The organism is Kitasatospora sp. NPDC004723 (assembly GCF_040609255.1).
Taxonomy (GTDB): Bacteria; Actinomycetota; Actinomycetes; order Streptomycetales; family Streptomycetaceae; genus Kitasatospora.
Genome location: NZ_JBEXJT010000057.1, coordinates 1 through 26,717 on the forward strand (window position 1 = coordinate 1; position 26,717 = coordinate 26,717).

The 26,717-nt window shown below is 75.0% G+C and carries 22 protein-coding genes; 5 read left to right on the plus strand and 17 right to left on the minus strand.

Going from position 1 to position 26,717, the window contains the following annotated elements; translation table 11 throughout:
- Window positions 1–155 precede the first annotated feature (155 nt).
- The 5 genes from ABZW10_RS34225 to ABZW10_RS34245 form a co-directional block, all read right to left on the minus strand.
- Entirely contained in the window at window positions 156–605 is a 450-nt protein-coding gene (locus ABZW10_RS34225; protein ID WP_355374089.1) for a nitroreductase/quinone reductase family protein, read from the minus strand.
- Window positions 606–1,119: 514 nt separating this feature from the next.
- Window positions 1,120–1,911: a DUF1684 domain-containing protein gene (locus ABZW10_RS34230; protein WP_355374092.1), complete on the minus strand. Its 792-nt coding sequence runs from the start codon at window positions 1,909–1,911 to the stop codon at window positions 1,120–1,122.
- Window positions 1,912–2,101: 190 nt separating this feature from the next.
- Window positions 2,102–2,962: an acyl-CoA thioesterase II gene (locus tag ABZW10_RS34235; protein ID WP_355374095.1), complete on the minus strand. Its 861-nt coding sequence runs from the start codon at window positions 2,960–2,962 to the stop codon at window positions 2,102–2,104.
- Window positions 2,963–3,224: 262 nt separating this feature from the next.
- The gene (locus tag ABZW10_RS34240; RefSeq protein ID WP_355374097.1) at window positions 3,225–3,914 is read right to left on the minus strand and encodes an alpha-ketoglutarate-dependent dioxygenase AlkB; all 690 of its coding nucleotides are present in this window, start codon (window positions 3,912–3,914) and stop codon (window positions 3,225–3,227) included.
- Window positions 3,915–4,083: 169 nt separating this feature from the next.
- Window positions 4,084–4,878, minus strand: a complete 795-nt coding sequence (locus ABZW10_RS34245; protein WP_355374100.1) for a transglycosylase family protein — start codon at window positions 4,876–4,878, stop codon at window positions 4,084–4,086.
- Between the two features lie 632 nt (window positions 4,879–5,510).
- Here ABZW10_RS34245 and ABZW10_RS34250 point away from each other — a divergent pair.
- Together ABZW10_RS34250 and ABZW10_RS34255 are read left to right on the plus strand one after the other, a co-directional pair.
- The gene (locus ABZW10_RS34250) at window positions 5,511–6,359 is read left to right on the plus strand and encodes a hypothetical protein (protein WP_355374103.1); all 849 of its coding nucleotides are present in this window, start codon (window positions 5,511–5,513) and stop codon (window positions 6,357–6,359) included.
- A gap of 170 nt (window positions 6,360–6,529) precedes the next feature.
- A complete protein-coding gene (locus ABZW10_RS34255; protein ID WP_355374106.1) occupies window positions 6,530–7,258 on the plus strand; it encodes a hypothetical protein in 729 nt (242 codons plus the stop codon).
- A 154-nt stretch (window positions 7,259–7,412) separates the two neighbouring features.
- Here ABZW10_RS34255 and der read toward each other — a convergent pair whose 3' ends face one another.
- The 3 genes from der to ABZW10_RS34270 form a co-directional block, all read right to left on the minus strand.
- Window positions 7,413–8,867 (minus strand): ribosome biogenesis GTPase Der, encoded by a 1,455-nt coding sequence (der, locus tag ABZW10_RS34260; protein WP_355374108.1) that lies wholly within the window; start codon window positions 8,865–8,867, stop codon window positions 7,413–7,415.
- A gap of 194 nt (window positions 8,868–9,061) precedes the next feature.
- Entirely contained in the window at window positions 9,062–9,781 is a 720-nt protein-coding gene (cmk, locus tag ABZW10_RS34265; protein ID WP_355374111.1) for a (d)CMP kinase, read from the minus strand.
- A 324-nt stretch (window positions 9,782–10,105) separates the two neighbouring features.
- The gene (locus ABZW10_RS34270) at window positions 10,106–11,191 is read right to left on the minus strand and encodes a prephenate dehydrogenase (RefSeq protein ID WP_355374114.1); all 1,086 of its coding nucleotides are present in this window, start codon (window positions 11,189–11,191) and stop codon (window positions 10,106–10,108) included.
- A gap of 245 nt (window positions 11,192–11,436) precedes the next feature.
- Between ABZW10_RS34270 and ABZW10_RS34275 the strand changes: the two genes are divergently transcribed.
- From ABZW10_RS34275 to ABZW10_RS34285, 3 genes are all read left to right on the plus strand, one after another.
- Entirely contained in the window at window positions 11,437–13,698 is a 2,262-nt protein-coding gene (locus tag ABZW10_RS34275) for a DUF4139 domain-containing protein (protein WP_355374116.1), read from the plus strand.
- A 2-nt stretch (window positions 13,699–13,700) separates the two neighbouring features.
- On the plus strand, window positions 13,701–15,272 hold the full coding sequence (locus ABZW10_RS34280; protein WP_355374118.1) for a DUF4139 domain-containing protein: 1,572 nt from the start codon (window positions 13,701–13,703) through the stop codon (window positions 15,270–15,272).
- Window positions 15,273–15,349: 77 nt separating this feature from the next.
- Entirely contained in the window at window positions 15,350–15,712 is a 363-nt protein-coding gene (locus ABZW10_RS34285) for a DUF952 domain-containing protein (protein WP_355374120.1), read from the plus strand.
- Between the two features lie 76 nt (window positions 15,713–15,788).
- On the opposite strand, the gene ABZW10_RS34290 is transcribed toward ABZW10_RS34285, so the two are convergent.
- From ABZW10_RS34290 to ABZW10_RS34330, 9 genes are all read right to left on the minus strand, one after another.
- Window positions 15,789–16,772 (minus strand): helix-turn-helix domain-containing protein, encoded by a 984-nt coding sequence (locus ABZW10_RS34290; RefSeq protein ID WP_355374122.1) that lies wholly within the window; start codon window positions 16,770–16,772, stop codon window positions 15,789–15,791.
- A 214-nt stretch (window positions 16,773–16,986) separates the two neighbouring features.
- Window positions 16,987–18,246, minus strand: a complete 1,260-nt coding sequence (locus tag ABZW10_RS34295; RefSeq protein WP_355374125.1) for a pseudouridine synthase — start codon at window positions 18,244–18,246, stop codon at window positions 16,987–16,989.
- A gap of 63 nt (window positions 18,247–18,309) precedes the next feature.
- Window positions 18,310–18,903, minus strand: coding sequence for an SMC-Scp complex subunit ScpB (locus ABZW10_RS34300; protein ID WP_355374176.1), 594 nt, complete (start codon window positions 18,901–18,903; stop codon window positions 18,310–18,312).
- Between the two features lie 257 nt (window positions 18,904–19,160).
- A complete protein-coding gene (locus ABZW10_RS34305; RefSeq protein WP_355374128.1) occupies window positions 19,161–20,072 on the minus strand; it encodes a segregation/condensation protein A in 912 nt (303 codons plus the stop codon).
- A gap of 100 nt (window positions 20,073–20,172) precedes the next feature.
- Window positions 20,173–20,799 (minus strand): hypothetical protein, encoded by a 627-nt coding sequence (locus tag ABZW10_RS34310; RefSeq protein ID WP_355374130.1) that lies wholly within the window; start codon window positions 20,797–20,799, stop codon window positions 20,173–20,175.
- Window positions 20,796–21,962, minus strand: a complete 1,167-nt coding sequence (locus ABZW10_RS34315; RefSeq protein ID WP_355374132.1) for an AAA family ATPase — start codon at window positions 21,960–21,962, stop codon at window positions 20,796–20,798. Before ABZW10_RS34315 ends, ABZW10_RS34310 begins: the two co-directional genes overlap by 4 nt.
- Before the next feature lie 375 nt (window positions 21,963–22,337).
- Window positions 22,338–23,453, minus strand: a complete 1,116-nt coding sequence (gene ald, locus ABZW10_RS34320; protein ID WP_355374135.1) for an alanine dehydrogenase — start codon at window positions 23,451–23,453, stop codon at window positions 22,338–22,340.
- Window positions 23,454–23,712: 259 nt separating this feature from the next.
- Window positions 23,713–25,827 carry a tetratricopeptide repeat protein gene (locus tag ABZW10_RS34325; RefSeq protein WP_355374137.1) on the minus strand — a complete coding sequence of 705 codons (2,115 nt, stop codon included), beginning with the start codon at window positions 25,825–25,827 and terminating at the stop codon, window positions 23,713–23,715.
- A 240-nt stretch (window positions 25,828–26,067) separates the two neighbouring features.
- Entirely contained in the window at window positions 26,068–26,712 is a 645-nt protein-coding gene (locus ABZW10_RS34330) for an NUDIX hydrolase (RefSeq protein WP_355374140.1), read from the minus strand.
- Window positions 26,713–26,717: the final 5 nt, after the last annotated feature.

The following is a 26,717-nucleotide window of genomic DNA, read 5'->3' on the forward strand; positions in this document are numbered from 1 at the left end:
ACACACCCCCACAACGACGAAACGCCGGTCTCCGAGACAAGTCTCGGAGACCGGCATCACTCACCGCAGGCGATCAATCACAATTCACCAACAGCGTCCGTGGTCGCACGGTGCGGGCCCCTCCCCCGCGCGCTGCTACGGCCGGCAGCGGACGTTCAGAGCGGGACGACCCGGAACACCGGGATGTCCCGCGCGGCCTGCTCGAAGCTCTCCGGGCTCTTGTCCGGCACCACGCCGTTCTTGACGAAGACGCTCGCGCCCATCGGGACCTGGGCCGGGAAGTGCCGGGCGATCGGCCCGCGCTCGTTCGGCGGCACCTCCACCAGCTTCACTCGCCGCGCCCTGCGCCCGCGGACCAGCACCCCCTCGCCGGCCGCCCGGACGTTCTTCACCCAGTCCGACCCGGGGAACGCCTGCAGGATGTAGACGGCACCGCCAACGTTCACCGGGGCGACCGGATTGGTGTACTCCCGGCCGGACTTGCGGCCCTTCACCTTCAACAGCTGCAGCGGGCCGACCGGCAGGCCGATCCCGTGGAAGACCTCCATCATCTTGTTGCCGAGCTTCTGGAACCCGGTGACCCGGACGCGGGCGGCGGTGGACATCGTCGGTGCGCTCCTCTGCTGGAGGGTTCGGTCAGGGCGGGACGTCCGACCGGTAGTCGCTGATCACCGGCATCGCGGACGGTCAGCCGCAGGCCGTCACCACCGCGCGCCTCCCTTTCGAAGGGAATAGATAGCTTGCTACCTAAGTAGCGTGACAGGCCGCTGCGGAGCTGTCAACGCGAACACGGGAGGGCAACTCCCCTACCGGACCTGGCCGGTGGGACACGGAGGGCGCAACTGCGGGAGCCGAGACGGGCAACACGGCGCTGCGGCCGGCGCGGAATGCTGCGCGCGATCCGGAGCAGCCCGGGAGCAGGGCGCTGTCCGACGACATGGTGCGTGCGGCTGTGCACCGTGCGAGGCCTACGGGCAGGGGCGAGTGAGCCGCCGTGCGGCGTGAGCGCGGGTCCGGGACGCGCCGGGTGCGGCGTCCCGGGCCGATCGGGCCGGGACGTCCTCGGTTTCCTCCGCCGGGCACCGGCGGAGGAAACCGTCGAGCGGTCGAGCGGTGGAACTACCGGGTGAGGACCTGCTTCTCGCCCGCCTCGACCGCGAAGTCCAGCCGGTTGCCGGGCGGCGGGAACGGGCAGATGAAGTGGTCCGCGAAGGCGCACGGCGGCAGGTAGGCGCGGTTCAGGTCCAGGACCGTGCGGCCGTCCGCGTCCGGCTCAGGCAGGGTGATGAAGCGGAACCGGTAGGTGTCCTTGCCGCTGGTGGCGTCGGCGATGACACCGCTCAGGCTGCCGCCCGAGCCGCTGACCGTCAGGGTGCGGTGCTCACCGGCGACGGTGAACTCGATCTTCCCGGCGACGGCCAGCGGGCGCTCCTTGCCGTCGGCGTTCGGGACGACCACCGTCTGTGCCTGCTCGCCCTCGAACGGGGTGAAGACCGCGGGGACGGCCCACTCCGGCGCGTAGGGGTAGGCGGAGATCCCGGCGAACGAGGCCCGCCGGGGCGCCGCCGGGTCGAAGACCCGCAGCGCCAGCTCGCCCTCGCGCTCGATCGGCACCAGCAGCAGCTCACCCAACGTGGCGGTGTCCGCCGCCGGGTCGGTGTCCGGCCGCAGCAGCACCTCGCCGTCCACGGGAGCGGACGTGCCCGCGACGATGAGGCCGTCGGCGGCCGTCGCCCGGACCCGGATGCCCTCCGCGTCGGTCCACCAGGTCCCGGGCAGCCCGGGGATCTCCGTGGGCTCGGGCTCCAGCCAGTGCGTACCGGTGAGCGCCAGCTGACCGTGCGGGGTGCTGACCGTCGCCGCCCGCCGATCGCTCCAGTGCTTCCATTCCTCCGCGGCCGTCGCCGTCATCGGCTCGCCCTCCCACTGTCGTCCAGGGCCCGCCGGGCGGGCCGTCCGTTTTCCCCCGTCACCCCATCGAACGCCGAACACCCGGGCCCGGCATTCCCGCCTCCGGATCCCGCCGTACGACCGTCGTACGACCGTCACACCGGTCAACACACCAGTCACACCGGTCAACCCAGCGGACACACCCTCCCGGTCAGTCCTTGATCCGGCGGAACAGGCCCTCCTGCACCACCGACACCACCAGCCGGCCGCTGCGGTCGAAGATCTCCCCGCGCGCCAGGCCCCGGGCGCCGTGGGATATCGGGGACTCCTGCTGGTAGAGCAGCCAGTCGTCGGCCCGGAACGGCCGGTGGAACCACATCGCGTGGTCGAGCGAGGCCATGTCGAAGTGGCGGGTGCCCCAGAGCGGCTCGACGGGGGCGCGGACGGCGTCCAGCAGGGTCATGTCGCTCGCGTAGGTGAGCGCGCAGACGTGGATCAGCGGATCGTCGGGCAGCGCACCGTTGGTCCGCAGCCAGACGCCGCTGCGCGCCTCGACGCCGTCGAGCTCCTCGGTGCTCCAGCGCAGCCGGTCGACGTAGCGGATGTCGAACGGCTGGCGCCGGCTGATGAACGGGGGCAGCTCACCCAGCCGCGACCCGACCTCGTCCAGCGCGCTGGGCAGCGTCTCGGGGGCCGGGACCTCGGGCACCGGGAACTGGTGCTCGATGCTGTCCGGCTCCGGGGCGTGGAAGTCGGCGGTCAGCGCGAAGATCGACCGCCCGCCCTGGATCGCCAGCACCCGGCGGGTGGTGAACGAGCGGCCGTCCCGCAGACGGTCCACCTGGTAGACGATCGGCACGCCCGGCACACCGGGACGCAGGAAGTAGGCGTGCAGCGAGTGGACCGGCCGGTCGCCGTCCACGGTGCGCCCCGCCGCGACCAGCGCCTGCCCGGCGACCTGTCCGCCGAACGTGCGCTGGAGCGCCTCCTCGGGGCTGCGCCCGCGGAAGATGTTCAGCTCGATCTGCTCGAGATCCAGCAGCGCGACGAGATCGTCGACCGGGGTACCCATGGAACACGTCCTCTCCGGGCCGCCGCCCGGCCGGAGGTCTTCCGCCCGGCTGCCGCGAACCCGTTCTCTCGAATTCTCCAGCTCAATCGAATCCCTCAGCGAGCCGGGGCATTCCCCACACGGGGACCACGGACGCCGATTCACTCGAACGAGGTCGAACATGACGGACCCGAGCGGGCCCGGGCGAACCAGAGCGTGGCTGAGCACGCCTGAGCGGACCCGAACGGACCCGAACGGACCGAAGCGCACGGCCCGCCGGCGCTCAGAGCCCCGACTGCCGCACGGTGATGTTGAGCCGCCCGGTCAGCCCCAACGCCGGATCCGCCGTGCCGGGCAGCGTCTTCGTCACACCGTGGTACGCGAACCGGGCCGACCCGCCGAACACCAGCAGGTCCCCGCTGCGCAGCTCCAGGTCGGTCCACGGCCTGGTCCTGGTCTCGGTGTTGCCGAGCCGGAAGACGCACGAGTCGCCGAGCGAGAGCGAGACCACCGGGGCGTCCACCCGCTCGTCGCGGTCCTGGTGCAGGCCCATCCGCGCGCCGTGCGGGTAGTGGTTGACGATCGCGATGTCCGGCGCGTACCCGGCCGCGCCCGCGACCTCGCCGACGCCCGCGCCGTACGCCTCGGCCACCGCCCGCCGGGCGAGCCTGCCGAGCGCGGGCGGGAACGGCTTGACCGGCGCGCCGTCCTCGGCGGTGCGGGAGTAGCCGTACGGGTACCAGTGCAGGCCCAGCCCGACCATCCGCACCGACATCAGCCCGCCGGTGGGCATCCGGACCGTGTGCATCCCGGCGGGCGGACGGGCCCACTCGCGGCAGGCGGCGACCAGCCGCAGCTGCGCCGCCGCGTCCAGCCAACCCGGGAGCAGTACGGCGCCCGGTGCGGGCTCGGACCGCCCGCGCCCGCCGGTCGTCGCGTCGAAGGAGCCGCCGAACAGCTCGCCCTGGGTCACTCCCCCATCCTCGCGCACCCCTCCGACAACGGGCCCCTCCGGCAACGCACCCCGTCGGCAACGGGCCCGGAGCGCCGGAGCAACGCCGGAGCGACGCCGGAACGGCACTCGCACGCCGACGGCCGCCTCCCCGCGCTGCGGCGGGAGGGCGGCCGGGAAACCGGTCGGATCAGACGGTGAGGGTCTGGCCCGGGAAGATCAGGTTCGGGTTGGCGCCGATGACCTTGGCGTTCTTGCCGTACAGGTCGTGCCAGTCGACGCCCTGGGCGGCGGCGATGGTGCTCAGGGTGTCGCCGGCCTTGACGGTGTAGGAGCCGTTGGCCTGCTTGGCGTCCTGCGCGGTCCAGCTCTTGGCGGCCTTCGGCGCGGCGGCGGCCTTGGGGGCCTCGGCGGCCTTGGGGGCGGCCTTCGGAGCCTCGGCGGGCTTCGGGGCGGCGACGGGCTTCGGGGCGGCGACGGGCTTCGGGGCCTCCGCGGCCTTCGGCGCGGCCGGCTTCGGGGCCGCGGTGGCGGCCGGGGCGGCCGGCTTCGCGACGGGGGCGGCGGTGTCGACCGCGGCCGGGGCGCCGCCCTTGGTCAGGCCGGCCTTGACGGAGCAGACGGGCCAGGCGCCCGGGCCCTGCGAGGCGAGGACCTTCTCGGCGACGGCGATCTGCTGCGCCTTGGTGGCCAGGTTGGCCTGCGAGGCGTACGCGGTGCCACCGAAGGCGGCCCAGGTGCTGGAGGTGAACTGCAGACCGCCGTAGAAACCGTTGCCGGTGTTGATGGCCCAGTTGCCGCCGCTCTCGCACTGGGCGACGGCGTCCCAGGTGGAGACGGAGGCGGCGGAGGCCGAGGTGGCCGTGACGAGGCCGGCCACCGGCAGGGCCGCGACAGCGGCGCCCGCCACGACAGCCATCCGGACGCGGTTGCGCTTGGTGGCGGCGGTGGTGGTGGCAGCGGCGGACTCGTTACGGAAGGTCATGGGGTTCCTCTCGACAGCCCCGGGCGGGCATGCGGAACCAAGCCCTGGAAGGGGACTGGAATCGCTCGCCGCGTCCGTCGGGCGGCCGGAGACGTGTCGGACGTCCCGCGCCGCCCCTGGCCACCCGCCTCGCACCGGCGACCTGTTCGAGCGGTCGCATCGGCGGGCACGGCCGGCGCCGGGTGAACCGGCGGGCTGTGCGTCGGGGGTGAACCCGGGTGGTGCTCGTTGCACCGCCAAAGAAGCTACGAGTCGGCCGCCGGGGATCCAAACAATTTGGGGTCTCCCCAGCTCAGCGGGGCATTACCGCCGGTAACTGCCTGACATTCGTGTCCTGAATGTCCGATTTAGGCGTCATTTCCTAGATCAAACCTCCACAGGCCGTGGCTCACCTCACACTTCGATTCCGGCACTCCTGCCAACGACATCGACACATTGCGATGCCACCAGCACCCTCCGCGATCGAATCCGAGGCAATTCCCGTCACCCCGACCCCCCACCCGTGACCCCGGCCACAAGGGTCCGTTGGGCAGGACGGCCGGGCCGTCCCCGCCGCCGGCTCGAACAGAGCCGGGCCTCGGCCACCCCCGTCCACCCCGTTCGACCCCGACACCGCACCGAGGAGAAACCCAGTGCCGCGCATGCTCGACGTCAGCGACGAGGTCCGTTCCGAGATCGGCGACGACGAGGCCGACCGCCTGCTCGGCGGCGCCCACGCGCCCGACAGCTACGAGTGCACCTCCTGCCGCACCCCCGGGGACGCGCTCCAGGAGCCCACCAGCACCGTGCTGTTCGTCGGTGAGGAGACGGCGGTGCTCGCCTTCGCGCACGCCCGCTGCATCCCCTCCCAGGTGGTCCCGGTCTCCGAGGAGCAGCTGGCCGGCGCCGTCCGCAGCATCAGCCAGGCCCAGGGCGACCCGGCCTCCGGACCGGACGGCACGGCCCGCCCGCAGCCTCCGCTCCCCGCCCCGGCGGCCGACCCGGCGGCCGGGCGGCCCGGCGCGCCCGGCCAGGCCGCGATCCTCGGCATCACCTGCGGACTGGTGCTGCACGGCGACACCGGCCACGCCTCCCTGGTCGTCGAGCCGACCGGACCGGTCGGCCGCCCGGGCAACACCACCGGCGAGGACGAGTTCCTCGACCTGCTCCAGGACGCGGGCTTCCAGCCGGTCACCGACCTCGACAAGACGCCGGACCAGCTGCCCGGCTGGTCGGTCCTGGTCGCGATGGGCAAGCTGCACGCGGTCCTCCAGCCCGCGGCGGCCGGGGGCAGCACCGGATGGTGGCAGGCCCACCAGCCGCTGCAGGTGACCGACGCCTGGCGGTTCGCCGCCAACCAGCTGGGCGAGGTCACCATGTACGCCGTCCCGGCCGGGACGGTCGGCCGGCAGCCGCGCGAGGACCTGCTGCGCCAGGCGCTGGAGCGGGCGGTGGCGCTCGGCCAGGTGGTCGCCGCCTCCCTCCCGCTCGCCGGCACGTGAGCCGTCCCGCGGGCGCACGAGCCCGCGGCGGGACGGCCGGGAGGGCCGCTTCCCGGCCCTCCCGGCGCCCGCATCCCCCGGCGCCCTCGCTCGTTGGGCCCTGCGTGTACAGCTATGACGTCCCCTCCTCCTCCCGGCGGCCCGCCACCGCCTCCCGCGCTATCCCGGGCATGCGCCCGTCCTACGACGCGGAGCACCCGCACTCGGCGACACCGATCTACGACGAGCTGTACTCCGAGTACCGCCGGCTCTTCCGCGCACTGCCGGGCGACCGCTCCGGCGAGGAGGACCTGACGTTCACCGGCTTCGCCGTCCGCGACACCGCTCCGGCCCGCACCGAGCCGCGCCCGTACCCGCCGCAGCACCAGGCGTTCCAGACGTACGCGGGCCAGCCGATCGGCATCCCGCAGTTCGTGCCCGGCCGCCCGGGCGGACCCGACCACGGCAGCGCTCAGCCCGACCAGCCGGCCTTCGACCGTGCCGGCCACGGCCGCCACGGCGACCATACCGGCCACAGCGACCACGACAGCCGCGGCGGCCACCCCGGCCACCCGACGGGCCCGCAGGAACACAGCCCCGCCCCCCACGCCGGCCGGAGCGGCGGCGCCGGCCGGCCGGCGGGCCCGTACACGACCGGCTTCCACCCCGCCCCCGGCCGGCCGGCCGGCGCCCAGGCGGGCACCGGCCAGGGCTGGGTCGCGAGCGGCTACCTCGGCGCCGCCCCGCCGCCGGTGGCCGCGCACGTCCCCGCACCGCCGCCGGTGACGGTTCCGGTGCCGGCCCCCGCCCCGGCCGTCGGCGCCGCCTTCGGCCACGCCGACCCGGGCCCGCCCGGCGGTGGCGGCCGGCACCGCAGCCTGCTCTCCCTCCCCCCGGGCCGCAACGGCGAACAGCACTGACCCCCCGAGGCGCCCCGGCCCGGCCCCAGGGCCGGGCCGCCGTACGCGAGGTGGCCATCACGCGCCCGACGGCCTCACACACGAGGGCCCCGTCGGCCGGTCATGGGACCGGCCGACGGGGCCCTCGCGCACCGCCTGCTGCTACTCCTGCGTCCTACTTCTTCTTGCGCTTCTCGCGCACCCGCACCGAGATCGAGATCGGCGTGCCGACGAAGCCGAACTCCTCGCGCAGCCGGCGCTCGACGAACCGCCGGTAGCCCGCCTCCAGGAAGCCGGAGGCGAAGAGCACGAAGCGCGGCGGACGGGTGCCCGCCTGGGTGCCGAACAGGATGCGCGGCTGCTTGCCGCCCCGGATCGGGTGCGGGTGGGCGGCCACCAGCTCGCCGAGGAAGGCGTTCAGCCGGGCCGTCGTGATCCGGGTCTCCCAGCCCTCCAGCGCGGTCTCGATCGCCGGGACGAGCTTCTCCATGTGCCGGCCGGTCTTCGCCGAGACGTTGACCCGGGGGGCCCACTGCACCTGGACGAGGTCGCGCTCGATCTCGCGCTCCAGGTAGTAGCGGCGCTCCTCGTCGAGCTGGTCCCACTTGTTGTAGGCGATGACGACGGCGCGCCCGGCCTCGACGGCCATCGAGATGATCCGGGTGTCCTGCTCGGCGAGGGCCTCGCTGGCGTCGACGAGGACGACCGCGACCTCGGCCTTCTCCAGCGCGGAGGCGGTGCGCAGCGAGGCGTAGAAGTCGGCGCCGGCGGTCAGGTGGACCCGGCGGCGGATGCCGGCCGTGTCGACGAACTTCCAGGTCTTGCCGCCCAGCTCGATCATCTCGTCGACCGGGTCGCGGGTGGTGCCGGCCAGCTCGTTGACGACCACCCGCTCCTCGCCGGCGACCTTGTTGAGCAGGCTGGACTTGCCGACGTTCGGCCGGCCGATCAGCGCGATGCGGCGCGGGCCGCCGGGGGCGGCGTCGCCGAAGGTCTGCGGCGGGGCCTCGGGCAGCGCGTCCATCACGGCGTCCAGCAGGTCGCCGGAGCCGCGGCCGTGCAGGGCGGAGACGGGGTACGGCTCGCCCAGGCCGAGCGACCAGAGGTAGGCGGCCTCGGCCTCGGTGGACTGGCCGTCGACCTTGTTGGCGCAGAGCACGGTCGGCTTGCCGGCCCGGCGGATGATCTTGATCAGGGCCTCGTCGGTGTCGGTGGCGCCGACGGTGGCGTCGACGACGAACAGCACCGCGTCGGCCTGCTCGATGCCGAGCTCGGCCTGGGCGGCGACCATCGCGTCGATGCCGAGGACGTCGATCTCCCAGCCGCCGGTGTCGACGACCTTGAAGCGGCGGCCGTTCCAGGCGGCCTCGTAGGTGACGCGGTCGCGGGTGACACCGGGCTTGTCCTCGACGACGGCCTCGCGGCGGCCGATGATGCGGTTGACGAGGGTCGACTTGCCGACGTTCGGGCGGCCGACGACGGCCAGCACCGGCAGCGGGGCGTGGCTGCCAGCGCCGAGGCCGTCGACGTCGTCGAGGTCGAAGCCCTCCTCGGCGGCGAGCGCCATGAACTCGGCGTAGTCGGCGGCGTCCAGCTCGCCGTGGCCGGCGGTGGAGTGCTCTGCGGTCATGTTCGTACTGTCCGTTTCCCGGCCCGCCCCTTCCCAGGGACGTGCCGTGCGTACCTGCCCCTCCGGGGCAGCGCGAATGGTTCCGGGTGCCACCATGGCACCCCGTTCATCGGATGGTCGACGACGGTCGACCGTTCCCGGGTCGTCCGGGCCGCCCGGGTCGTCCGGGCGGTCCCCGGCCGTCCGGGCTGTGCTCAGACGGCCGAGAGCGCGGCCCCGGCCCGCTCCGCCACCAGCGCGGTGATCCGGTCGATCACCTGCTCCAGGGTGAGCGCGCTGGTGTCCACCAGGACCGCGTCCGCGGCCTGGGTGAGCGGGGCGGTCGCCCGCGAGGAGTCCGCCGCGTCCCGGCGCGCCAGGTCGGCGGCCATCGCGGTGATGGTCGCCTCGTCGATGCCCTTGGCCCGCAGCTCGGCGGCCCGGCGCTCGGCGCGGGCCGTCTCGGAGGCGGTCAGGAAGATCTTGACGGTGGCGTCCGGGAAGACCACGCTGCCCATGTCCCGGCCCTCGGCGACAATGCCGCGCGCGGCGACCCCGGCGCAGCCGCGCTGCAGCTCGACCAGCCGCGCGCGCACCGCCGGCACCGCGGCGACGGCGCTGACCTGCGCGGTCACCTCGGGGCCGCGGATCGGGCCGGCGACGTCCCGGCCGTCCACGGTGATGGTCGGGCCGTCCGCGTCGGTGCCGGACACGATCACCGGCTTGCCGCACGCGAGGGCCACCGCCTCCGGGTCGTTCACGTCGACCCCGTTGGCCAGCATCCACCAGGTCATCGCCCGGTACATGGCACCGGTGTCCAGGAAGCTCAGGCCCAGCCGGGCGGCGACCGCCCGGGAGACGGTCGACTTGCCGGAGCCGGAGGGTCCGTCGATGGCGACGACGACCGGGGCGTGCGCTCGGTCGGCAGTGTCCACGGCGCGAACCTCTCTCTGAGTCTCTGAGCATGGCAACCCGAACTGCGGGGATGCCGGGGATGGTCTCTACAAGGTTAATGGACCGCCGCACGACCCGGCCCCGCCGGTGACCGGCCCGCTCCGCTCTCCCCGCACCCCGCCCCTCACCGGGAGCACCCCGGAGCACTGGGAGCGCCGTGGAGCACCGCGAGCACCGCTAGGACAGCGAGCACCGTGCCGGCACCGTGCGGACATCGCCAGAAGAGCGAGCACCGCCGCGGCGGCGAACGTTGCCAGAACGGGTAGCGCCGCTAGGACGGCGGGCACCGCGCAACCCGACGGGTGTCAGTCCCGGACGCTCCACCCGCTCGCCCGCAGCGCGGCCGTCAGCGGCCGCACCGCCGTCGGCGCCACCGACAGCTGGACGAAGCCCACCTGCTGCCCGGTGGAGTGCTCGATGTCGACGTCCTCGATGTTCACGCCCGCCGCGCCGACCTCGCCGAACAGCCGGCCCAGCTCACCGGGCTGGTCGCCGAGGACAACGGCGACCGTCTCGTACCGGGTGGGCGGCGCGCCGTGCTTGCCGGGGATCCGGGCCTGGCCGGTGTTGCCGCGCCGCATGACCGCCTCGATGCCCGCCGCGCCGCCGCGCCGGTCGGCCTCCTCGGCGGCCTGCAGGGCGCGCAGCGCGGTGACCGTTGCGCCGAGGTCGGTGGCGACCTCCTCCAGCACGTCGGCGACCGCGCCGGCGTTGGCGGAGAGGATGTCCACCCACATCGCGGGGTTGGAGGCGGCGATCCGGGTCACGTCCCGCACACCCTGGCCGGAGAGCCTTATCGCGGTCTCGTCGGCCTTCTCCAGCCGGGCGGCGACCAGCGAGGAGAGCAGCTGGGGGGCGTGCGAGACCAGCGCGACCGCGCGGTCGTGCGCGGCGGCGTCCATCACGATCGGCACGGCCCCGCAGAGCGCGACCAGTTCGAGGACGGCGTTCAGCGTCTCGGTGTCGGTGTCGGCGCCGGGGGTGAGCACCCACGGCCGGCCCTCGAAGAGGTCCGCGCGGGCGGCCAGCGGCCCGGACCGCTCCCGGCCGGCCATCGGGTGGCTGCCGATGTAGTGGACGGTGTCGCAGCCGAGCGCGGCGACCTCGGCGCGCGGGCCGGCCTTGACACTGGCGACGTCGGTGTAGCAGCGCGCGAGTCCGCGGCGCTGGCAGTCGGCGAGCACCTTGCCGACCAGCGCGGGCGGGACCGCGATGATCGCGAGGTCCACCGGCCCGTCGGCGGGTTCGGTGATCCCGGCCCCCAGCGAGGCGGCGGTGCGGGCGGCGTCCGGGTCGGCGTCCTCCAGATGGACGGTCAGGCCCCGTCCGGTGAGGGCGAGCGCGGCGGACGTGCCGATGAGTCCGGTACCGACGACGGCGGCTGTGCGCATGGCGGGGTGGCTCTCCTCACGGAACTGCGCGGAAGTGGAACGCGTCGGCACCCATCCTCCCCCATCACCGCCACCGCCCGTGCCGCAACCGCACCAACGCCCCCGGCCGTCCCCCCTCACGCGGCCCGCGCCACCGCGGCGCCTGCCGTGCCGCCCGCCCGCCGCGCACCGCGAAATCCGGGGACGCGGGCACCGCCGCACGGCAGGATGGGCCGCCGACGGTACGCGACGAAGGGGTTGGCCGGGTGAACGATCAACACAGCAGCGACCAGCACAGCAACAACCAGCACAGCAGCGACCAGCAGCGACCGCACGAGGACGGCACCGGCCGGGCCACCGACGGCGCCGCGGTCCCCGCCGTCCCGGCCGTGCCCTCCGTGCTGGACTCCGTGGTCGTCCACGCCGTCGGCGCGGTCTGCCGCCGCCGGGCCCGCGCGGCCCTGCCCGCGGACGGACGGCTCCGGCTGACCGGCCTGCCCGAGGGGCTCGACGAACGCTCGCTGCGCGCCCGGGTCCTCGCCGGCCCGGCCGGCACCGCCGTCACCGAGGCCCGTCTCGAAGCCGTCGCCGCACTCCGCGAACCCGCCGAACTGCCCGAGCTGCGCCACCGGTTGGAGGCTGCCGAGGAGCACCGCGACGCCCTGCGGGAGCAGCGCCGACTGGTCCTCGCCGCCATTGCCGAGACCGCCGCGCTGCGCGCCGTCCCGCCGCCCCGCCGCCGCGACGAGCCGCTGCGCCGCACGCCCGCCGACGCCTGGCTGGAGCTGGCCGAGTTCGTCGACGAGCGCCTCACCGAGTTGCACGGGCGCGCCGGGCGCCTCGACGGCGAGATCGAACTCGCCGGCCACGAGATCACGGTGCTCAACGAGCAGGTCGTCCGGCTGTCCCCCGACGAGTGGCACGAGCCCGTCGAGACCACGACGACGGCCCTGCTCACCCTCACCACCCCCGCCGCCCCCACCACCACCGGCACCCCCGCCGAACCGGCAGCCGAGCTGGAACTCGAACTGGAGTACACCGTCCGGGCCGCCCGCTGGGTCCCCTCCTACCGGCTCTCCTACCGCCAGGGCGCCGACACCGGCCGACTCCTGCTGCGCGCCTCGGTCGCCCAGCAGACCGGCGAGGACTGGACCGGCGTCCGGCTCGCCCTCTCCACCGCCGACCTCGACCGCCGCACCGAGCTGCCCAGGCTGCGCTCGCTGCGGATCGGCCGCAGCCAGCCGCCCCCGCCGTCCTCCGGCTGGCGCGAGCCTCCGGCCGGTCTGGCCGACCTGTTCACCGGCTACGACGCGGCCGGCCCGGCGCCGATCAACCCCCTCCGGGTGCCCGGCGGAGCCGCCGGCGGCGCGTTCGCCGCCGAGCCCCGGCTCACCGCCACAGTCGCCCCGACCGTCGCCGCACCGCCGCCCCCGCCGCCCGCCGCCGCACCGGCGCCGCAGCCCCCGGGCGGTCCCGCCCGCTCCCGCTCCCGTGCCGGCGGCCTGCGCGCCGCCGACGAGCTGAGCGGGCCGGGCGGACCGATGGCCGAAAAGGTGGCCTACGCCGGCTACGGCGCGCCCCCGCCCGCCCCCGGCGGCGCCCCGGGCCACGACACGGCGGCCTTCGCCGGGTCCGGCGCCCCCGCCCCGTACGCCCCGCTCACGCCCCCGTCCGGCCCGCCCGTCCCGGACGAGCAGCTGCTCGACTACCCGGCGCTGGAGCTCTTCGGCCCGGACACCGCCGCCGACCGGCGCGGCACCCTGCACCACCCGCCCCGCCCCCGCGCCACCAGCCCCCGCGCCACCGGCCCCCGCAGCGCCCCCGAGCACCCCACCCCCGGGCTGGAGCGCCTCCCGCTGCCGCACCACGCCGTGCCGCCGCGCGTCTCGGCCGGCTCCTTCGACCACCGCTTCGACGCCGCCGCGCCCGCCGACCTCCCGTCCGACGCCACCTGGCACACCGTCACGATCGGCGAGATCCCGGTCAGCGTGAGCCCCGAGTACGTCACCGTGCCCGCCGTCGAGGAGCGGGTCTACGCCACCCTGGTGATCGCCAACGCCACCGCGCAGGCCGTGCTCGCCGGCCCGGTCGAGGTGACCGTCGACGACGAGTTCCTGCTCACCGCCGCCCTGCCCACCCTCGCGCCCGGCGGTGTGCGCCGACTGGGCATCGGTGTCGCCGAGTCGGTCGAGGTGACGCGCCGTACCGAGCTGCGCGAGTCCACCGCGGGCATGCTGAACAGCAGCACCGTGCTCGACCACCGGGTGCACGTCGAACTGGCCAACCGGCTCGGCCGCCCGGTCACCGTCGAGGTCCGCGAACGGGTGCCGGTCAGCTCCGACGCCGACATCCGGATCGAGGAACGCCCCGGCTGGCACGCACCGGACGAACCGTCCACCGAGTGCCCGCCGAGCACCCGGCTCCGACGGGTCGAGCTGCCACCGGGCGGCCGGGCCGAACTGGACGCCGGCTACCAGATCAGGATCCCGGCCGGAAAGGCCATCGTCGGCGGAAACCGGAGGAACTGAACGTGACCGTCACCCCCCTCCCCGGCACCACGCGTCCCGCGACGCCGCTGCCCGTCACCGCCGTCACCTGTCTGGAGGACCGCGCCCAGGTCGAACGCACCGCCACCGCGGAGCTGGCCGCCGGCGTCCAGCGGCTGCGGCTGGGACCGCTCACCGCGCTCGCCGTCGACCGCACCCTGCGCGCCGAGTCCGCCACTCCGGGCGTCCGCGTCCTGGACGCCCGGATCACCCGCGCCTGGACGCCGCGCGCCCCGCTGCCGCCCGGCCCGGAGGACTCCGCGCTGCGCCACCGGCTGCACGCCCTGGAGGAACGCGAACGCGCCGAGGAGCAGCTCGCCGACCGCCTGGAGGCCCGGCTGGCGCTGCTCGCCCAGCTCTCCGCCGACCTGCTGCGCGAGGTCGGCGAGGGCGCCGGCGTCGGCGAGGTCGAACGCGTGCGCTGGCACCGCGAGCTGAACCGGGTCGACGCCGAGCGCGAGCGCTCCGGCGAGGAGCTGCGCGCCACCCGGGCCCGGCTGCGCAAGCTGGCGCTGGAACAGGCCGCGGCACGCACCGCCGTCGCGGAGGCCGAGGAGGAGCCCACCGAACTGGTCGCCCATCTGGAGCTCACCGTCGAGGCCCGGGAGGCCGGGCCCGCCCGGCTGACGGTGGGCCATCTGGTGCCCTGCGCGCTCTGGCGGCCGTCCTACCGGGCCACCCTGGCCGAGGGCGTGCTGCGGCTGGACTCCGAGGCGGTGGTCTGGCAGCGCACCGGCGAGGCGTGGACCGGCGCCCGGCTCACCTTCTCCACCGCCCGCTCCGCCCTCGCCACCGAGCCGCCCGCGCTCGCCGAGGACGTGCTGACGCTGCGCGAGCGCACCGCCGAGGAGCGGCGCACCGTGGAGGTGGAGCTGCGCGAGGAGACGATCTCCGAGCTGCGCCCGGACGGCGCGCTGCCGGGCGTGGACGACGGCGGCGAGGTGCGGGTGCTGACCGCCCCGGCGCCGGCCACGGTGCCCTCCGACGGCCGGGCGCACCGGGTCCCGCTGAGTTCCTTCACCGGGGCCGCGCACAGCGAGTACGCCTGCGCGCCGGAGCTGTCCCCGCTGGTCACCCAGGTGGTCCGGTTCCGCAACACGGCCGGGCACCCGCTGCTCGCCGGACCGGTCGAGCTGGTCCGCGGCAGCGGCTTCACCGGGCGCGGCCGGCTGCCGTTCACCGCGCCGGGCGCGGACGCCGAGCTGTCCTTCGGCAGCTCGGACGGCTACCGGGTGGTGCGCGAGACCGACGAGCGCCGCTCCACGGCCGGCCTGAGCCAGCGTTCGGTGACCACCCGCACGGTGCGGCTGCACCTGTCGCGGTTCTCCGGGCCGGAGGAGCACGACGAGCAGCTGGTCGCGGTGCGTGAGCGGGTGCCGGTCTCCGAGGTGGCGGCGGTGGAGGTGCGGCTGCGCAAGGAGGAGTGCTCGCCCGCGCCGGACGCCTTCGACGCCGAGGGCGTCGTGCGCTGGGACGTCCCGCTGGGCCCGGGCGCCCGCCGCTCGCTCACCCTGGTGTACGAGGTCTCCGCCTCCGGGAAGGTGGCCGGTCTCTGAGGGCGGGCCGGGCCCGGGCGTGCGAACCGCCGCCCGGGCGAGCGCCCGGGCCCGGCCGGAGCGGGTACAACAGGAGCATGATCCTGCACCTCGCCCCCTTGGACGACTGGCTGGCCGATCCGGGCCGGCCGTACGCGACCGCCTCGCTGCTCACCGACGGGTTCATCCACTGCGCGGCGGACGAGCAGACCGCGCTCGCCGTGGCCAACGCCTTCTTCGCCGACGCCCGCGAACCGCTGATGGTGCTGCTGATCGAGGAGTCGCTGGTGGAACCGATGGTCAAGTGGGAGGCCGCGCACGGCGGACCGCCGCCCGGGGCCACCCCCGGGGTGCTGTACCCGCACATCTACGGGCGGCTGAACCGTACGGCGGTGGTCGGCCTGGAGAAGGTCGAGCGCGGCCCGGACGGCCGCTGGGCCTCGCTCTCCCCCTGGAGCTGACGCCCGCGCACCGGTCGGCGGCCAGGGTCTGTCTCCTGGACTTCGGCGGCCCCGGCAAGGATCCAGGAGACAGGTCCTACAGCCAGCCCCGTTCCCGGGCCGCCATGCCGGCCTGGAAGCGGGTGGTGGCGCCCAGCTCGCGCATCAGCGACTGGAGCCGGCGCTGGGTGGTCCGGGCGCTCCAGCCCAGCGAGCGGGCGATCGACTCGTCGGTGAGGCCGGCCGCCAGCAGCCCCAGCAGCTTGCGGTGGTCGGCCTCCGGCTCCAGCGTCCCGTCGCCGGTGCCGATCGCGGCCTGCAGCTGGACGGCGCGCTCCCACTCCGCCTCGAACAGCGTGTCCAGTGCCTGGAGCAGCGCCGAGGGGTGGATGACGTAGGCGGCGTCGAGGACGCTGTCGCCGACGCTGATCGGGATGATCGCCATCCGGTCGTCCGACATGACCATCTTCATCGGGAGCACCGGCCGGACCCGGGCCTCCTCGCCGTCGGCGACCCCGACCAGGATGTTCTTCTCCAGCCGGCCCGGCCAGGCCACCGCCTCCCGGTCGTAGACGGTCCGGAACCGCACGCCCTCCTTCAGTCGCTGGCGCTGCAGCGGGATGTTGGCGACCGGGTCCTGGATGTAGGGCGGGCAGTCGAAGCCGCGGATCTGGTACTGGCTGGTCTCGGTGATGTGTTCCAGCCGCTGGGCGATGGCCTCGCCGCCGGTCAGCACCTCGACCGAGTGCGCCGGGTCGGTGTAGCGCGAGGCCTCCCGGAAGGCGTCCATCAGCCGGTGCATCTCGGCCCGGGCGTGCCGCAGTTCGGACTCCCGGTGGCCGATCAGCGTGCCGATGGCGACGTCCGGGGCGACCGGCAGGAAGCGCTGGCGGTCCACCGGGGCCCGGGTGGCCATGCCTTGCTGGGCGAGCCGGTCCAGGGCCCGCAGGCTCTGCTGGAGGGTCAGGCCGCAGAGCCCGGCGAGGTCCTCGGCCGTGGACTGCGGGTTGGCCACCAGCGCCGCGTAGACCCGCCCGTCCGGTCCGGCCAGTCCCAGAGCGCTGAGTGGTGCATCGGACACGGCGTCGCTCCCCGTTCGACTCTCGCCCCGCGCCGGGTGGCGCAGTCCCGCCACCCGGCGGGTCGTGGTCAGGTGGCCATACTCGGCCACGGGTCCTGGGGCTGACAAGGCGATCACGGCCGATGCGGCCCGCTTCACAGCAGGATCCGCCGGACGACGGAGGGCCTCCCCGCCGAGTGGCGGGGAGGCCCTCCGGGGACCGTCGCGGCAGCCGTTACAGCCCGACCTCGCGCATCAGCTGGCCGACCTCGGGGTTGGTCAGCCGGCGCAGCCAGCCGGACTTCTGGTCGCCGAGCGCGATCGGCCCGAAGTGGGTGCGCACCAGCTTCTCGACCGGGAAGCCCACCTCCGCCAGCATCCGGCGGACGATGTGCTTGCGGCCCTCGTGCAGGGTCACCTCGACCAGGTAGTTCTTGCCGACGTTCGAGATGACCTTGAAGCTGTCGGCGCGGGCGTAGCCGTCCTCGAGCTCGATGCCCTTGGCCAGCTGCTTGCCCAGGTCGCGCGGGATCGGCCCCTGGATGGCGGCCAGGTAGGTCTTGGTCACGCCGTACCGGGGGTGGGTGAGGCGGTGGGCCAGCTCGCCGTGGTTGGTGAGCAGGATGATGCCCTCGGTCTCGGTGTCCAGGCGGCCGACGTGGAACAGCCGGGTCTCCCGGTTGGTCACGTAGTCGCCGAGGCACTGGCGGCCGTCCGGGTCCTCCATGGTGGAGACCACGCCGGCCGGCTTGTTCAGCGCGAAGAACAGGTAGGACTGGGTGGCGACGGTCAGGCCGTCGACCTTGATCTCGTCCTTCTGCGGGTCGACCCGCTTGCCCTGCTCGGTGACCCGCTTGCCGTTGACCTCGACCCGGCCCTGCTCGATCAGCTCCTCGCAGGCGCGCCGGCTGCCGATGCCGGCCCGGGCCAGCACCTTCTGCAGGCGCTCGCCCTCGGGCTCGCCGAAGGTCTTCGGCAGCTTGACGGCCGGCTTGTCGTGCCGGGCCAGCACCGCGTCCTCGATCCGGGCCTGCAGCTCGCGCGAGCGCTGCGGCTGACGGCGCGGGTCGCCCGGGGCGCCCTGGCCCTCCCGGCGCGGGCGCGGGGCCGGGCCGGGCCGGCGCCCGGCGAAGCCGCCGCGGGCCGGGGTGGCGTTGGGGCCGCCGCCGTACTCGGGGCGGTCGTACTTGCGCTCCTCGGGCCGCAGCGGGCGGTCCGGGTAGCGGCGGTCGTCGCGCCGGTCGTCCCGCCGGTCGTCCCGCCGGTCGTCGCGGCGGCTGTCGCGCCGGTCGTCCCGGCCGTACGAGCCCGAGCCGCCGCGCGGGGCCGAGCCGCCCCGGCCGCCGCCGGAGCCGCCGCCGTACGAACCCCCGCGCGCGCCGGAGCCGCCGCGGCCCGAGCCGCCCCCGTAGGAGCCGCCCCGGCCGCCCCCGCCCTGTCCGCCGCGACCGCTGCCGCCGCCGCTGCTGTTCCTGCCGTTGCCACTGCTACGCATCAAAGTGTCCGTACGTCGTTACCGTCTGGGCTGTGCGGTCGTTTCGGCCGACCTCACCGCCCCCTACCGATCAGGCGCAGCCCGACCGGCCTCGCCACTGCCGTCCGCGGCCTGCGCGGCCGCGGCGGCGACCGCCTCCGCGATCATCGTGCCCTCCAGGGACTCCGCTTCCACGTCGTCGACCTCGGGCAGGAAGGGAGCGAGCTCCGGCAGCTCGTCCAGGCCGCGGAGCCCCATCCGTTCCAGGAAGTAGTTCGTCGTCCGATACAGGATCGCACCTGTTTCGGGCTCGGATCCGGCCTCTTCCACCAGTCCTCGCTGTACCAGGGTACGCATCACGCCGTCACAGTTCACACCGCGGACGGCCGAGACCCGCGATCTGGACACCGGTTGCCGGTAGGCGACCACCGCCAGGGTCTCCAGTGCCGCCTGGGTCAGCCGGGCCTGCTGGCCGTCCAGGAGGAAGCGGTCGACGGCCGGAGCGCAGGCTTCGCGGCTGTAGAAACGCCAGCCGCCGGCCACCAGCCGCAGGTCGAATCCCCGTCCCTGGGCGGTGTACTCGGCGGACAGCTCGCGCAGCGCCGCCGCCACCTGCGTGCACGGCCGGTCCAGCACCGACGCCAGGTGGGCCTCGGTGGCCGGCTCGTCGACGACCATCAGGATCGCCTCCAGCTCGGCCCGCAGCCCGGGGCCGCCGTCCGCCACCGCCGCCGTCACCGGCACCTCGGTCGCGTCCGCCAGCGGCGCCTCGGACACCACCGGCTCCGCCACGTCGGGCACCACCGGCACCACCGGCTCCGGCGCCTCCGGCACCGTCGGTGCCGGCTCCAGCCACTCCTCGGCGCGTGCCCGCCCCGGCACACCCAGCACCCGCCGGGCCGGCCGTCCGCCGCCCGCGCCGCCGTTCCCGGCCGTCATCGCCCGTCCTCCTCGCCCTTCGCCGCCCGCGCCGCGGCCTCGCCCGCCGGCCGGTCGAACTCGTCCGTCACGTCGACCGCGCCCCGGTCCGCCTCGGCCACCCACCGCACCAGCAGTTCGCCGAGCGCGTCCGGCTGCTCGAAGGCGAGCACCCGCTCGCGGTACAGCTCCAGCAGTGCCAGGAAGCGGGCGACCACGACCATGGTGTCCGGGGCGTCGGCGACGAGCCGCTGGAAGGTGGCCTCGCCCAGCTCGGTCAGCAGCCCGGCCACCAGGCCCGCCTGCTCGCGCACGCTCACCGGCGGGGCGTGGATGTGGTCGACGTAGACGACCGGCTTCGGCTTCGGCGCCATCGCCCGGGCGGCGAGCCGGGCGAGGCGCTCGGTGCCGATGCCGATCACGACCTCGGGCAGCAGTTCCGCGTGCCGCGGCTCCAGGCCGACGGTCCGGGGCCGCCGCAGCAGCTCGCCGGCCCAGCGCTCGCCGAACAGCGCCGCCGCCCGCTTGTAGGCCCGGTACTGGAGCAGCCGGGCGAAGAGCAGGTCGCGCGCCTCCAGCAGGGCGAGGTCCTCGTCGTCCTCGACCTCGGCGGCGGGCAGCAGCCGGGCCGCCTTGAGGTCGAGCAGGGTGGCGGCGACGACCAGGAACTCGGTCGCCGCGTCGAGGTCCCAGTCCGGTCCCATGGCGCGGATGTGGGCCATGAACTCGTCGGTGACCGTCGCCAGCGCGATCTCGGTGACGTCCATCCGGTGCTTGGCGATCAGGCTCAGCAGCAGGTCGAACGGGCCCTCGAAGTTGTCCAGCCGGACCCTGAAGCCGCCCTGCGGCCCGCCGCCCTCCGGCGCACCCGGCCCGGCCGCTCCAACGGCGGTCCGGTCGACGACGGGGATCTCGGGCGTACTCGGCATGACGGTCCATCTTCGCCCGCCCGCGCCGCCCGCCCCGCACCGGGGCCCGCCGACACGCCGCACCGGACTGTCCCGGACCCCCGCGGCCCCGGGAGCGGGCTCAGCGCCCGCGCAGCCGCCGTACCAGGATGCTGGCCTCACCGCGCTGCTCCAGGTCCGCCAGCACCACCGCGATGGCCTCCCGGACGATCCGGCCGCGGTCCACCGCCAGACCGTGCTCACCGCGGAGCACCAGCCGCGCGTGTTCGAGGTCCATCAGTTCCTCGGCGGACACGTACACGGTGATCTTCTCGTCGTGCCGCTCGCGCCCGCTCGGGCGGCGCGGGGCACGGCCCCGCGGCCTCGGCCGCTCCTCGGCGGCACCCGCGTGCTGGCGCGGCGCAGGGGCCGCCGCGCGGCCTCCCGGCCCGGTGCCGCCCTGGCCGCCCGGCTGCGCGGGCGCGGGTACGCCGGCCGCGCCCGGTCCGCCGATCGCGCGGCGCGGCGCGCGCCTCGCCACTGCCTGGTCCCCGGCCGCCCCGTCGCCGCCCTCGGCGTGCTCGGGGCCCTCGCCGCCGGTGGCGCCGGCGCCGTCGACGCCCTCGGCGTCGTCCGCGTCACCGACGCCGTTGACCGCCCGCGCGGTCTCCGGTCTGGGCGCCTCGGCGGCCGAACGCGACGCGAGGGACGGCGACAGCGCCATCCCGCCGGTGGTTCGGAACAGCTCGTCGGCACCCGGGAGACTCACTCGGCGGGGCGGCACCGGTCGAGCACCTCCCTGGCGAGCTGGCGGTAGGCGGCGGCACCGACCGAATTGGTCGCGTACGTCGTGATCGGTTCGCCGGCGACGGTGGTCTCCGGGAAGCGCACGGTCCGCCCGATGACGGTGTGGAAGACGTGGTCGCCGAACGCCTCGACGACGCGCGCCAGCACCTCACGGCTGTGCACGGTGCGCGAGTCGTACATGGTGGCGAGGATGCCGTCCAGCCGCAGCTCGGGGTTGAGCCGCTCGCAGACCTTCTCGATGGTCTCGGTGAGCAGCGCGACGCCGCGCAGCGCGAAGAACTCGCACTCCAGCGGCACGATGACGCTGTGAGCGGCCGTCAGCGCATTGACCGTCAGCAGACCCAGCGAGGGCTGGCAGTCGATGATGACGTAGTCGTAGTCGGGCAGCAGCGGCTTCAGGGCGCGCGCCAGCGCGGACTCCCGGGCCACCTCGCTGACCAGTTGCACCTCGGCGGCGGAGAGGTCGATGTTGGACGGCAGCAGGTCCATGCCCGGCACGGCCGTCTTCAGCAGCACCTCGTCGGCCGTCAGCCCGCGCTCCATCAGCAGGTTGTAGACCGTGACGTCGAGTTCCATCGGGTTGACGCCGAGGCCGACAGAGAGGGCGCCCTGGGGGTCGAAGTCGACGAGCAGCACGCGGCGGCCGTACTCGGCCAGCGCCGCGCCCAGGTTGATGGTCGACGTGGTCTTGCCGACGCCGCCCTTCTGGTTGCACATCGCGATGATCTGCGCGGGGCCGTGCTCGGCCACCGGCGCGGGGATCGGGAAGTAGGGCTGGGGGCGCCCGGTCGGTCCGATCCGCTCGCGACGCTGGCGGGCGGCGTCGGGGGCGAGCGTGGCCGCGTACTCGGGGTCCGGCTCGTACTCGGCGTCGGGGTCGTCGTAGGCGCCGTAGGCGAACTCGCCGTAGGCCAGGCCGTGGGCCGGCAGTTCGGCGTCGTAGTCGGTCACCGTGGTCACCTGTGCTGTGTTCTGGCGTGCTTCGAAAGTACGGAGAGCGACCGAGCCGACCTCGGCCGAGCCCACGGAGGGCTGCCTGGCCCCGGGCTCCTCAGTCGGCTGGCCGGCGGTGTGCGCCGCCAGTCCTGGCTGACCACCCCCGGGAGCAAATGTCGACTCATTCACAAGTCGTCTTACCTCCTTGGGCATCCAGGACTCTATGTCGATTCGTCAGCGTGGCAGCATGCCGACGGTTTGCGACTCTAGGCCGTTCAAGGCGTTCGCAGCAACACAATCCACGGTAGTGGGCAGGATGTGTCGACTATCAGGCAACCCTCTGTCAAGGGATGCGAAGGCCTCTGACTCCAAGGTTTCCGGGGTCGGGTGACACGACCGACGGAGATTGACGACAGAGCGACCCTCACCCCGCGCCCCGGACGTCACCACCGGATTCACCCCTCGTTCACGCGGGGACCGGGAGGCCTCGGTGACCCCCTGTGCACGGGCACGGCGAAGCCCCCGGCCCGGAGTGCACCGGGCCGGGGGCGACACGCGTCACGCTCAGGCGAGCACGGACTCCAGGGAGACCGACTCCAGGCCGAAGGCCTCGGCGACGGCGGCGAAGGTGATCTGGCCCTCGTGGACGTTCAGACCCTTGGCCAGCGCGGCGTCGCGGCGCAGCGCCTCCTTCCAACCGCGGTTGGCCAGCTCGACGACGTACGGCAGCGTCGCGTTGGTCAGCGCGTAGGTGGAGGTGTTGGGGACGGCGCCCGGCATGTTGGCCACGCAGTAGAAGACCGAGTTGTGGACCTGGAAGGTCGGCTCGGCGTGCGTGGTGGGGTGCGAGTCCTCGAAGCAGCCGCCCTGGTCGATGGCGATGTCGACGAGCACGGAGCCCGGCTTCATGCGGGAGACCAGCTCGTTGGTGACGAGCTTCGGGGCCTTGGCGCCCGGGATCAGCACGGCGCCGATGACCAGGTCGGCCTCGACGACGGCCTTCTCCAGCTCGAAGGCGTTGGACATGATGGCCTTGATCTTCGTGCCGAAGATCTTGTCGGCCTCGCGCAGCTTGTTGATGTCGCGGTCCAGCAGGGTCACGTCGTAGCCCATGCCGATGGCGATGGTGGCCGCGTGCCAGCCGGAGACGCCGCCACCGATGACGACGGCCTTGGCCGGGTGGGTGCCGGGCACGCCGCCGGGCAGGGTGCCGCGGCCGCCGGCCGGACGCATCAGGTGGTACGAGCCGACCTGCGGGGCCAGGCGGCCCGCGACCTCGGACATCGGGGCGAGCAGCGGCAGGGCGCCGTTGGCGAGCTGCACGGTCTCGTACGCGATGGCGGTGGTGCCGGAGGCGACCAGCGCGTCGGTGCCGGCCCGGTCGGCCGCCAGGTGGAGGTAGGTGAAGAGCGTCTGGCCCTTGCGCAGGCGGTGGTACTCCTCCGCGATGGGCTCCTTGACCTTCAGCACCAGGTCGGTGGTGGCCCACACCTCGTCGGCGGTGGGGAGGATGGTGGCGCCGGCGGCCACGTACTCCTCGTTCGGGATCGAGGAGCCGACGCCGGCGTTGTCCTCGATGTAGACCTCGTGTCCGTTGCGGACCAGCTCATGCACACCGGCAGGCGTGATGGCCACGCGGTACTCGTGGTTCTTGACCTCGCGGGGGATGCCGACCTTCACGGCTAAACACGTCCTCTTGCCATGGGGGTCCCTACCGGAGAAGACCGGCGGGCCGCGCGCACGGGGGAAGCCTCCGGAAGACACCGGGGCACGGATTGCTGCGCGCTGAGTCGAGTGTAATGAAGCCCAGGCGGCCTGTCAGCCTTCCAATGTGAATAAATCTGCCGGACGCATTGGCAGGTTCGTAGGCTTCCCTCGCGATCTTCCTACCAAAGTCGCACCGACCGGGCATCTTCGACAATACTCCCGAAAAGGCCCGCTACCACCCGGCCGAGACGCGTTCCCGCAGCTCCGCGAGGGCGGTGGCGACCGCCTCCCGGCCGTGCTCGTCGCCGAGCCTGCGCAGCACCGCGAGGGACGCCCGGTACTCCCGCTCGGCCTCCTCGAAGCGGCGCTGGGCGCTGTGCGCCTCGGCCACCCTGGCCAGCAGCCGCGCCTCGGCGGCCTGGTCGCCCATCGACTGCCGCAGGCCCAGCGCCCGGCCGTACCAGTCGGCGGCGCGCACCGCGTCGCCGAGCGCCCGGTGGCAGCCCGCCGCGCCCTCCAGCGCACGGGCACAGAGCGCCTCGTCGTCGGCGGCCCGGGCGTGCTCCAGGGCGGCCCGGTAGTGGCCGCAGGCCTGCTCCCAGCGGCCGGCCACCGCCTGCAGGTCGCCCAGGTTGAGCAGGGCGGCGGAGGCCCGGCGCGGACGGCCGTGCCGCTCGGCCACCGTCAGCACCAGCTCGTGCAGCTGGTAGAGGTCGGCCGGGGCGGCGGCGCCGGTCAGCGGCAGCGACCGGAGCAGGGCGGTGACCAGCCGGCCGGCCGAGCCGTCGAGGTCGCCCTGGCCGATCGCGTCGGCGACCGCGCCGAGAAGTACGTCACGCTCGCCGAGCAGCCACTGCCGGGCGTGCGCGGCGGACGTCAGCCGCAGCGGACCGGGCAGCGGATCGGGGCCCGGCCCGCCGGAGGGGTCCAGCAGCGCCCGGGCGGACTCGGTGAGCCGGACCAGCCGCTCCAGCAGCCGGGCCCGGGCCAGCTCGATCTCGGCGGGCCGGTCCTCCCGCGCGCGCAGCCGGACCAGCCGGGGGTGCAGCCGGCCCGGCACCCGGTAGCGGGCGGTGCCGTCGGCGGCCGGCGGCTCCACGGTGAGCAGTTCCCGCTCGGCGAGCGCCGCCAGCGTCCCGGCGGCCTCCGGGGCCGGGCAGCCGACCAGCGCGGAGGCAGTGCGCAGGTCCGCGCACTGGCCGGGGGCCAGGGTGAGCGCGCGCAGCATCCGGGCCTGGGTGGCGGGCAGGCCCGTGTAGGCGAGGGTGAACGCGCCGATCAAGGGGTCGTTGTCGGGCACCGGGACGGGCTCGGCGGGCTCCGGTCCGGGCCGCACCCAGGCGGCCGGGTCGCGGGCCGGCTCGGCCGGGGGCGCCACGACCGGAGCGGGTGCGGCGGTACTCGGCTCCTGCGCGGCCCCCTTCCGCCGCCTGCCCGGCGCGTTCTTCGCGGACTTCTCCGCCCTCGCGGGCTTCGCGGGCTCCTCGGCCCTCTCGGCCCTCTCGGCCTTCTCGGGCTTCGGCTCCGCGCCGGGCCGCCCCGCGCCCCGGGCCGCCGACGAGGACGCCTCGGCGACGGCCCGCACCAGTTCCTTCGCCGCCTCGGTGACCGCCAGCTTCGGATTGCCGCGCAGCCGCCCCGCCATCAGCCGCAGCGCCGCCGGCTGGGACCCGCAGGCCTCCGCCAGGTCGGCCCCGCCGACCGGGTCGCAGCCGATCCGCGTCCCGCCGACGAGGTCCCCGAGCAGTTCGGCGGCCGCCGGGCGGTCCAGTCCGCCGAGGATGACCGGGTCGATGTCCTCGATCCCGGTGAGCGGCCCGGCCGTGGTGGCGAGCACCAGGCAGCCCGGCTCGTCCGTGAGCAGCGGCCACAGCTGCCCGGCGTCCCGGACGTCGTCCAGCAGCAGCAGGACCCGCCGCCCGGCCAGCGCCCCGCGCAGCGCGACGCAGGCCGGGTCGTCCCGGCCGTCCTCGACGGCGCCGGGCAGCGGGACGCCCGCGGTGTCCGCGCCGAGCTGCTCCAGCAGCCTGCGGGCGACCCGGGCGGGCGGCACCCGGCCGCCGTCGGACGCGGACAGCCGGGCGAAGAGCACGCCGTCGGGGTACTGGGCGGCGGCGGTGACGGCGAACCGCACGGCCAGCGCGGTACGGCCCGACCCGGGCCGGCCGGCCAGCACCAGGACCGGGCTGCGGCCCTCCGTCGGGCGCGCGGCGGCGGCCCGCAGGGCGGCCAGCTCGGTGCGCCGGCCGACGAACAGGGCGGGGCCGACGGGCAGCCGGTCCAGCCCGGGAACGCGCTCGGCGGGCGCGCCGGCCCCGGCCTCCATCGTCACCGTCTTCCTCGCCACCCGTGCCACTCCCGACGTCGCCAGCGCTCACCGAAGGCGCCCCGCAGCGGACGCCCCGTCTGCGAAGCGTAGTTCGACCGTCCGCTCCGGCCGAGGTGACATCCGGTCGTACGAACCGGCGAATCACCCCGCCGGCCGAGCCTGGGCCCTCAGAAGCCCGGGGCCCAGGGCGCCGGGACCCAGGGCGCCGGGACCCAGGGCGCCGGGGCCCAGGGCGCCGGGGCCCAGGGCGCCGGGGGCCTACGCGAAGGGCCGGGCGGGCCAGGGCGAGTCCGCCGGGCGCAGGGCCTCCAGGCCGCCCGGGCCGTGCAGGGCCGCGTAGAGCGCCAGCGTGCCGGTGATCAGGGTGGGGTTGTGCAGCTGCCCGGCGTGGATCAGCCGGACCAGCTCCTCCACCGGCACCCGCGCCGACTCCAGCTCCAGCTCCTCCCCGTGCGCCTCGTACCGCTGCCCCTCCGCCTCGGCGAGGTCGGTGGCCAGGAAGAGCCGCAGTGCCTCGTCCGTCCCGCCGGGCGAGGTGTAGAAGTCGACCAGCACCCGCCAGCTGCCCGCCTTGCAGTGCGCCTCCTCGTACAGCTCGCGCTGGGCGGCGTGCAGCGGGTTCTCGCCGGGGACGTCGAGCAGGCCGGCCGGCAGCTCCCAGAGGCGCTGGCGCACCGGGTGGCGGTACTGGCGCAGGATCAGCACCCGCTGCCGGTCGTCCAGGGCGAGGACGGAGACCGAGCCGGGGTGGGTCTGGTAGTCGCGGCGGGCCCAGCTGCCGTCGGGCATCCGGACCTCCTCGCTGCGCACGCCGGTGACCCGGCCCTGGAACGGTGTGGTGCTCCCCCGGATCTCCCACTCCTCGGCCCGGTCGGCGACCTCGGCGGTGCTGCGCTCGTCCATCACGT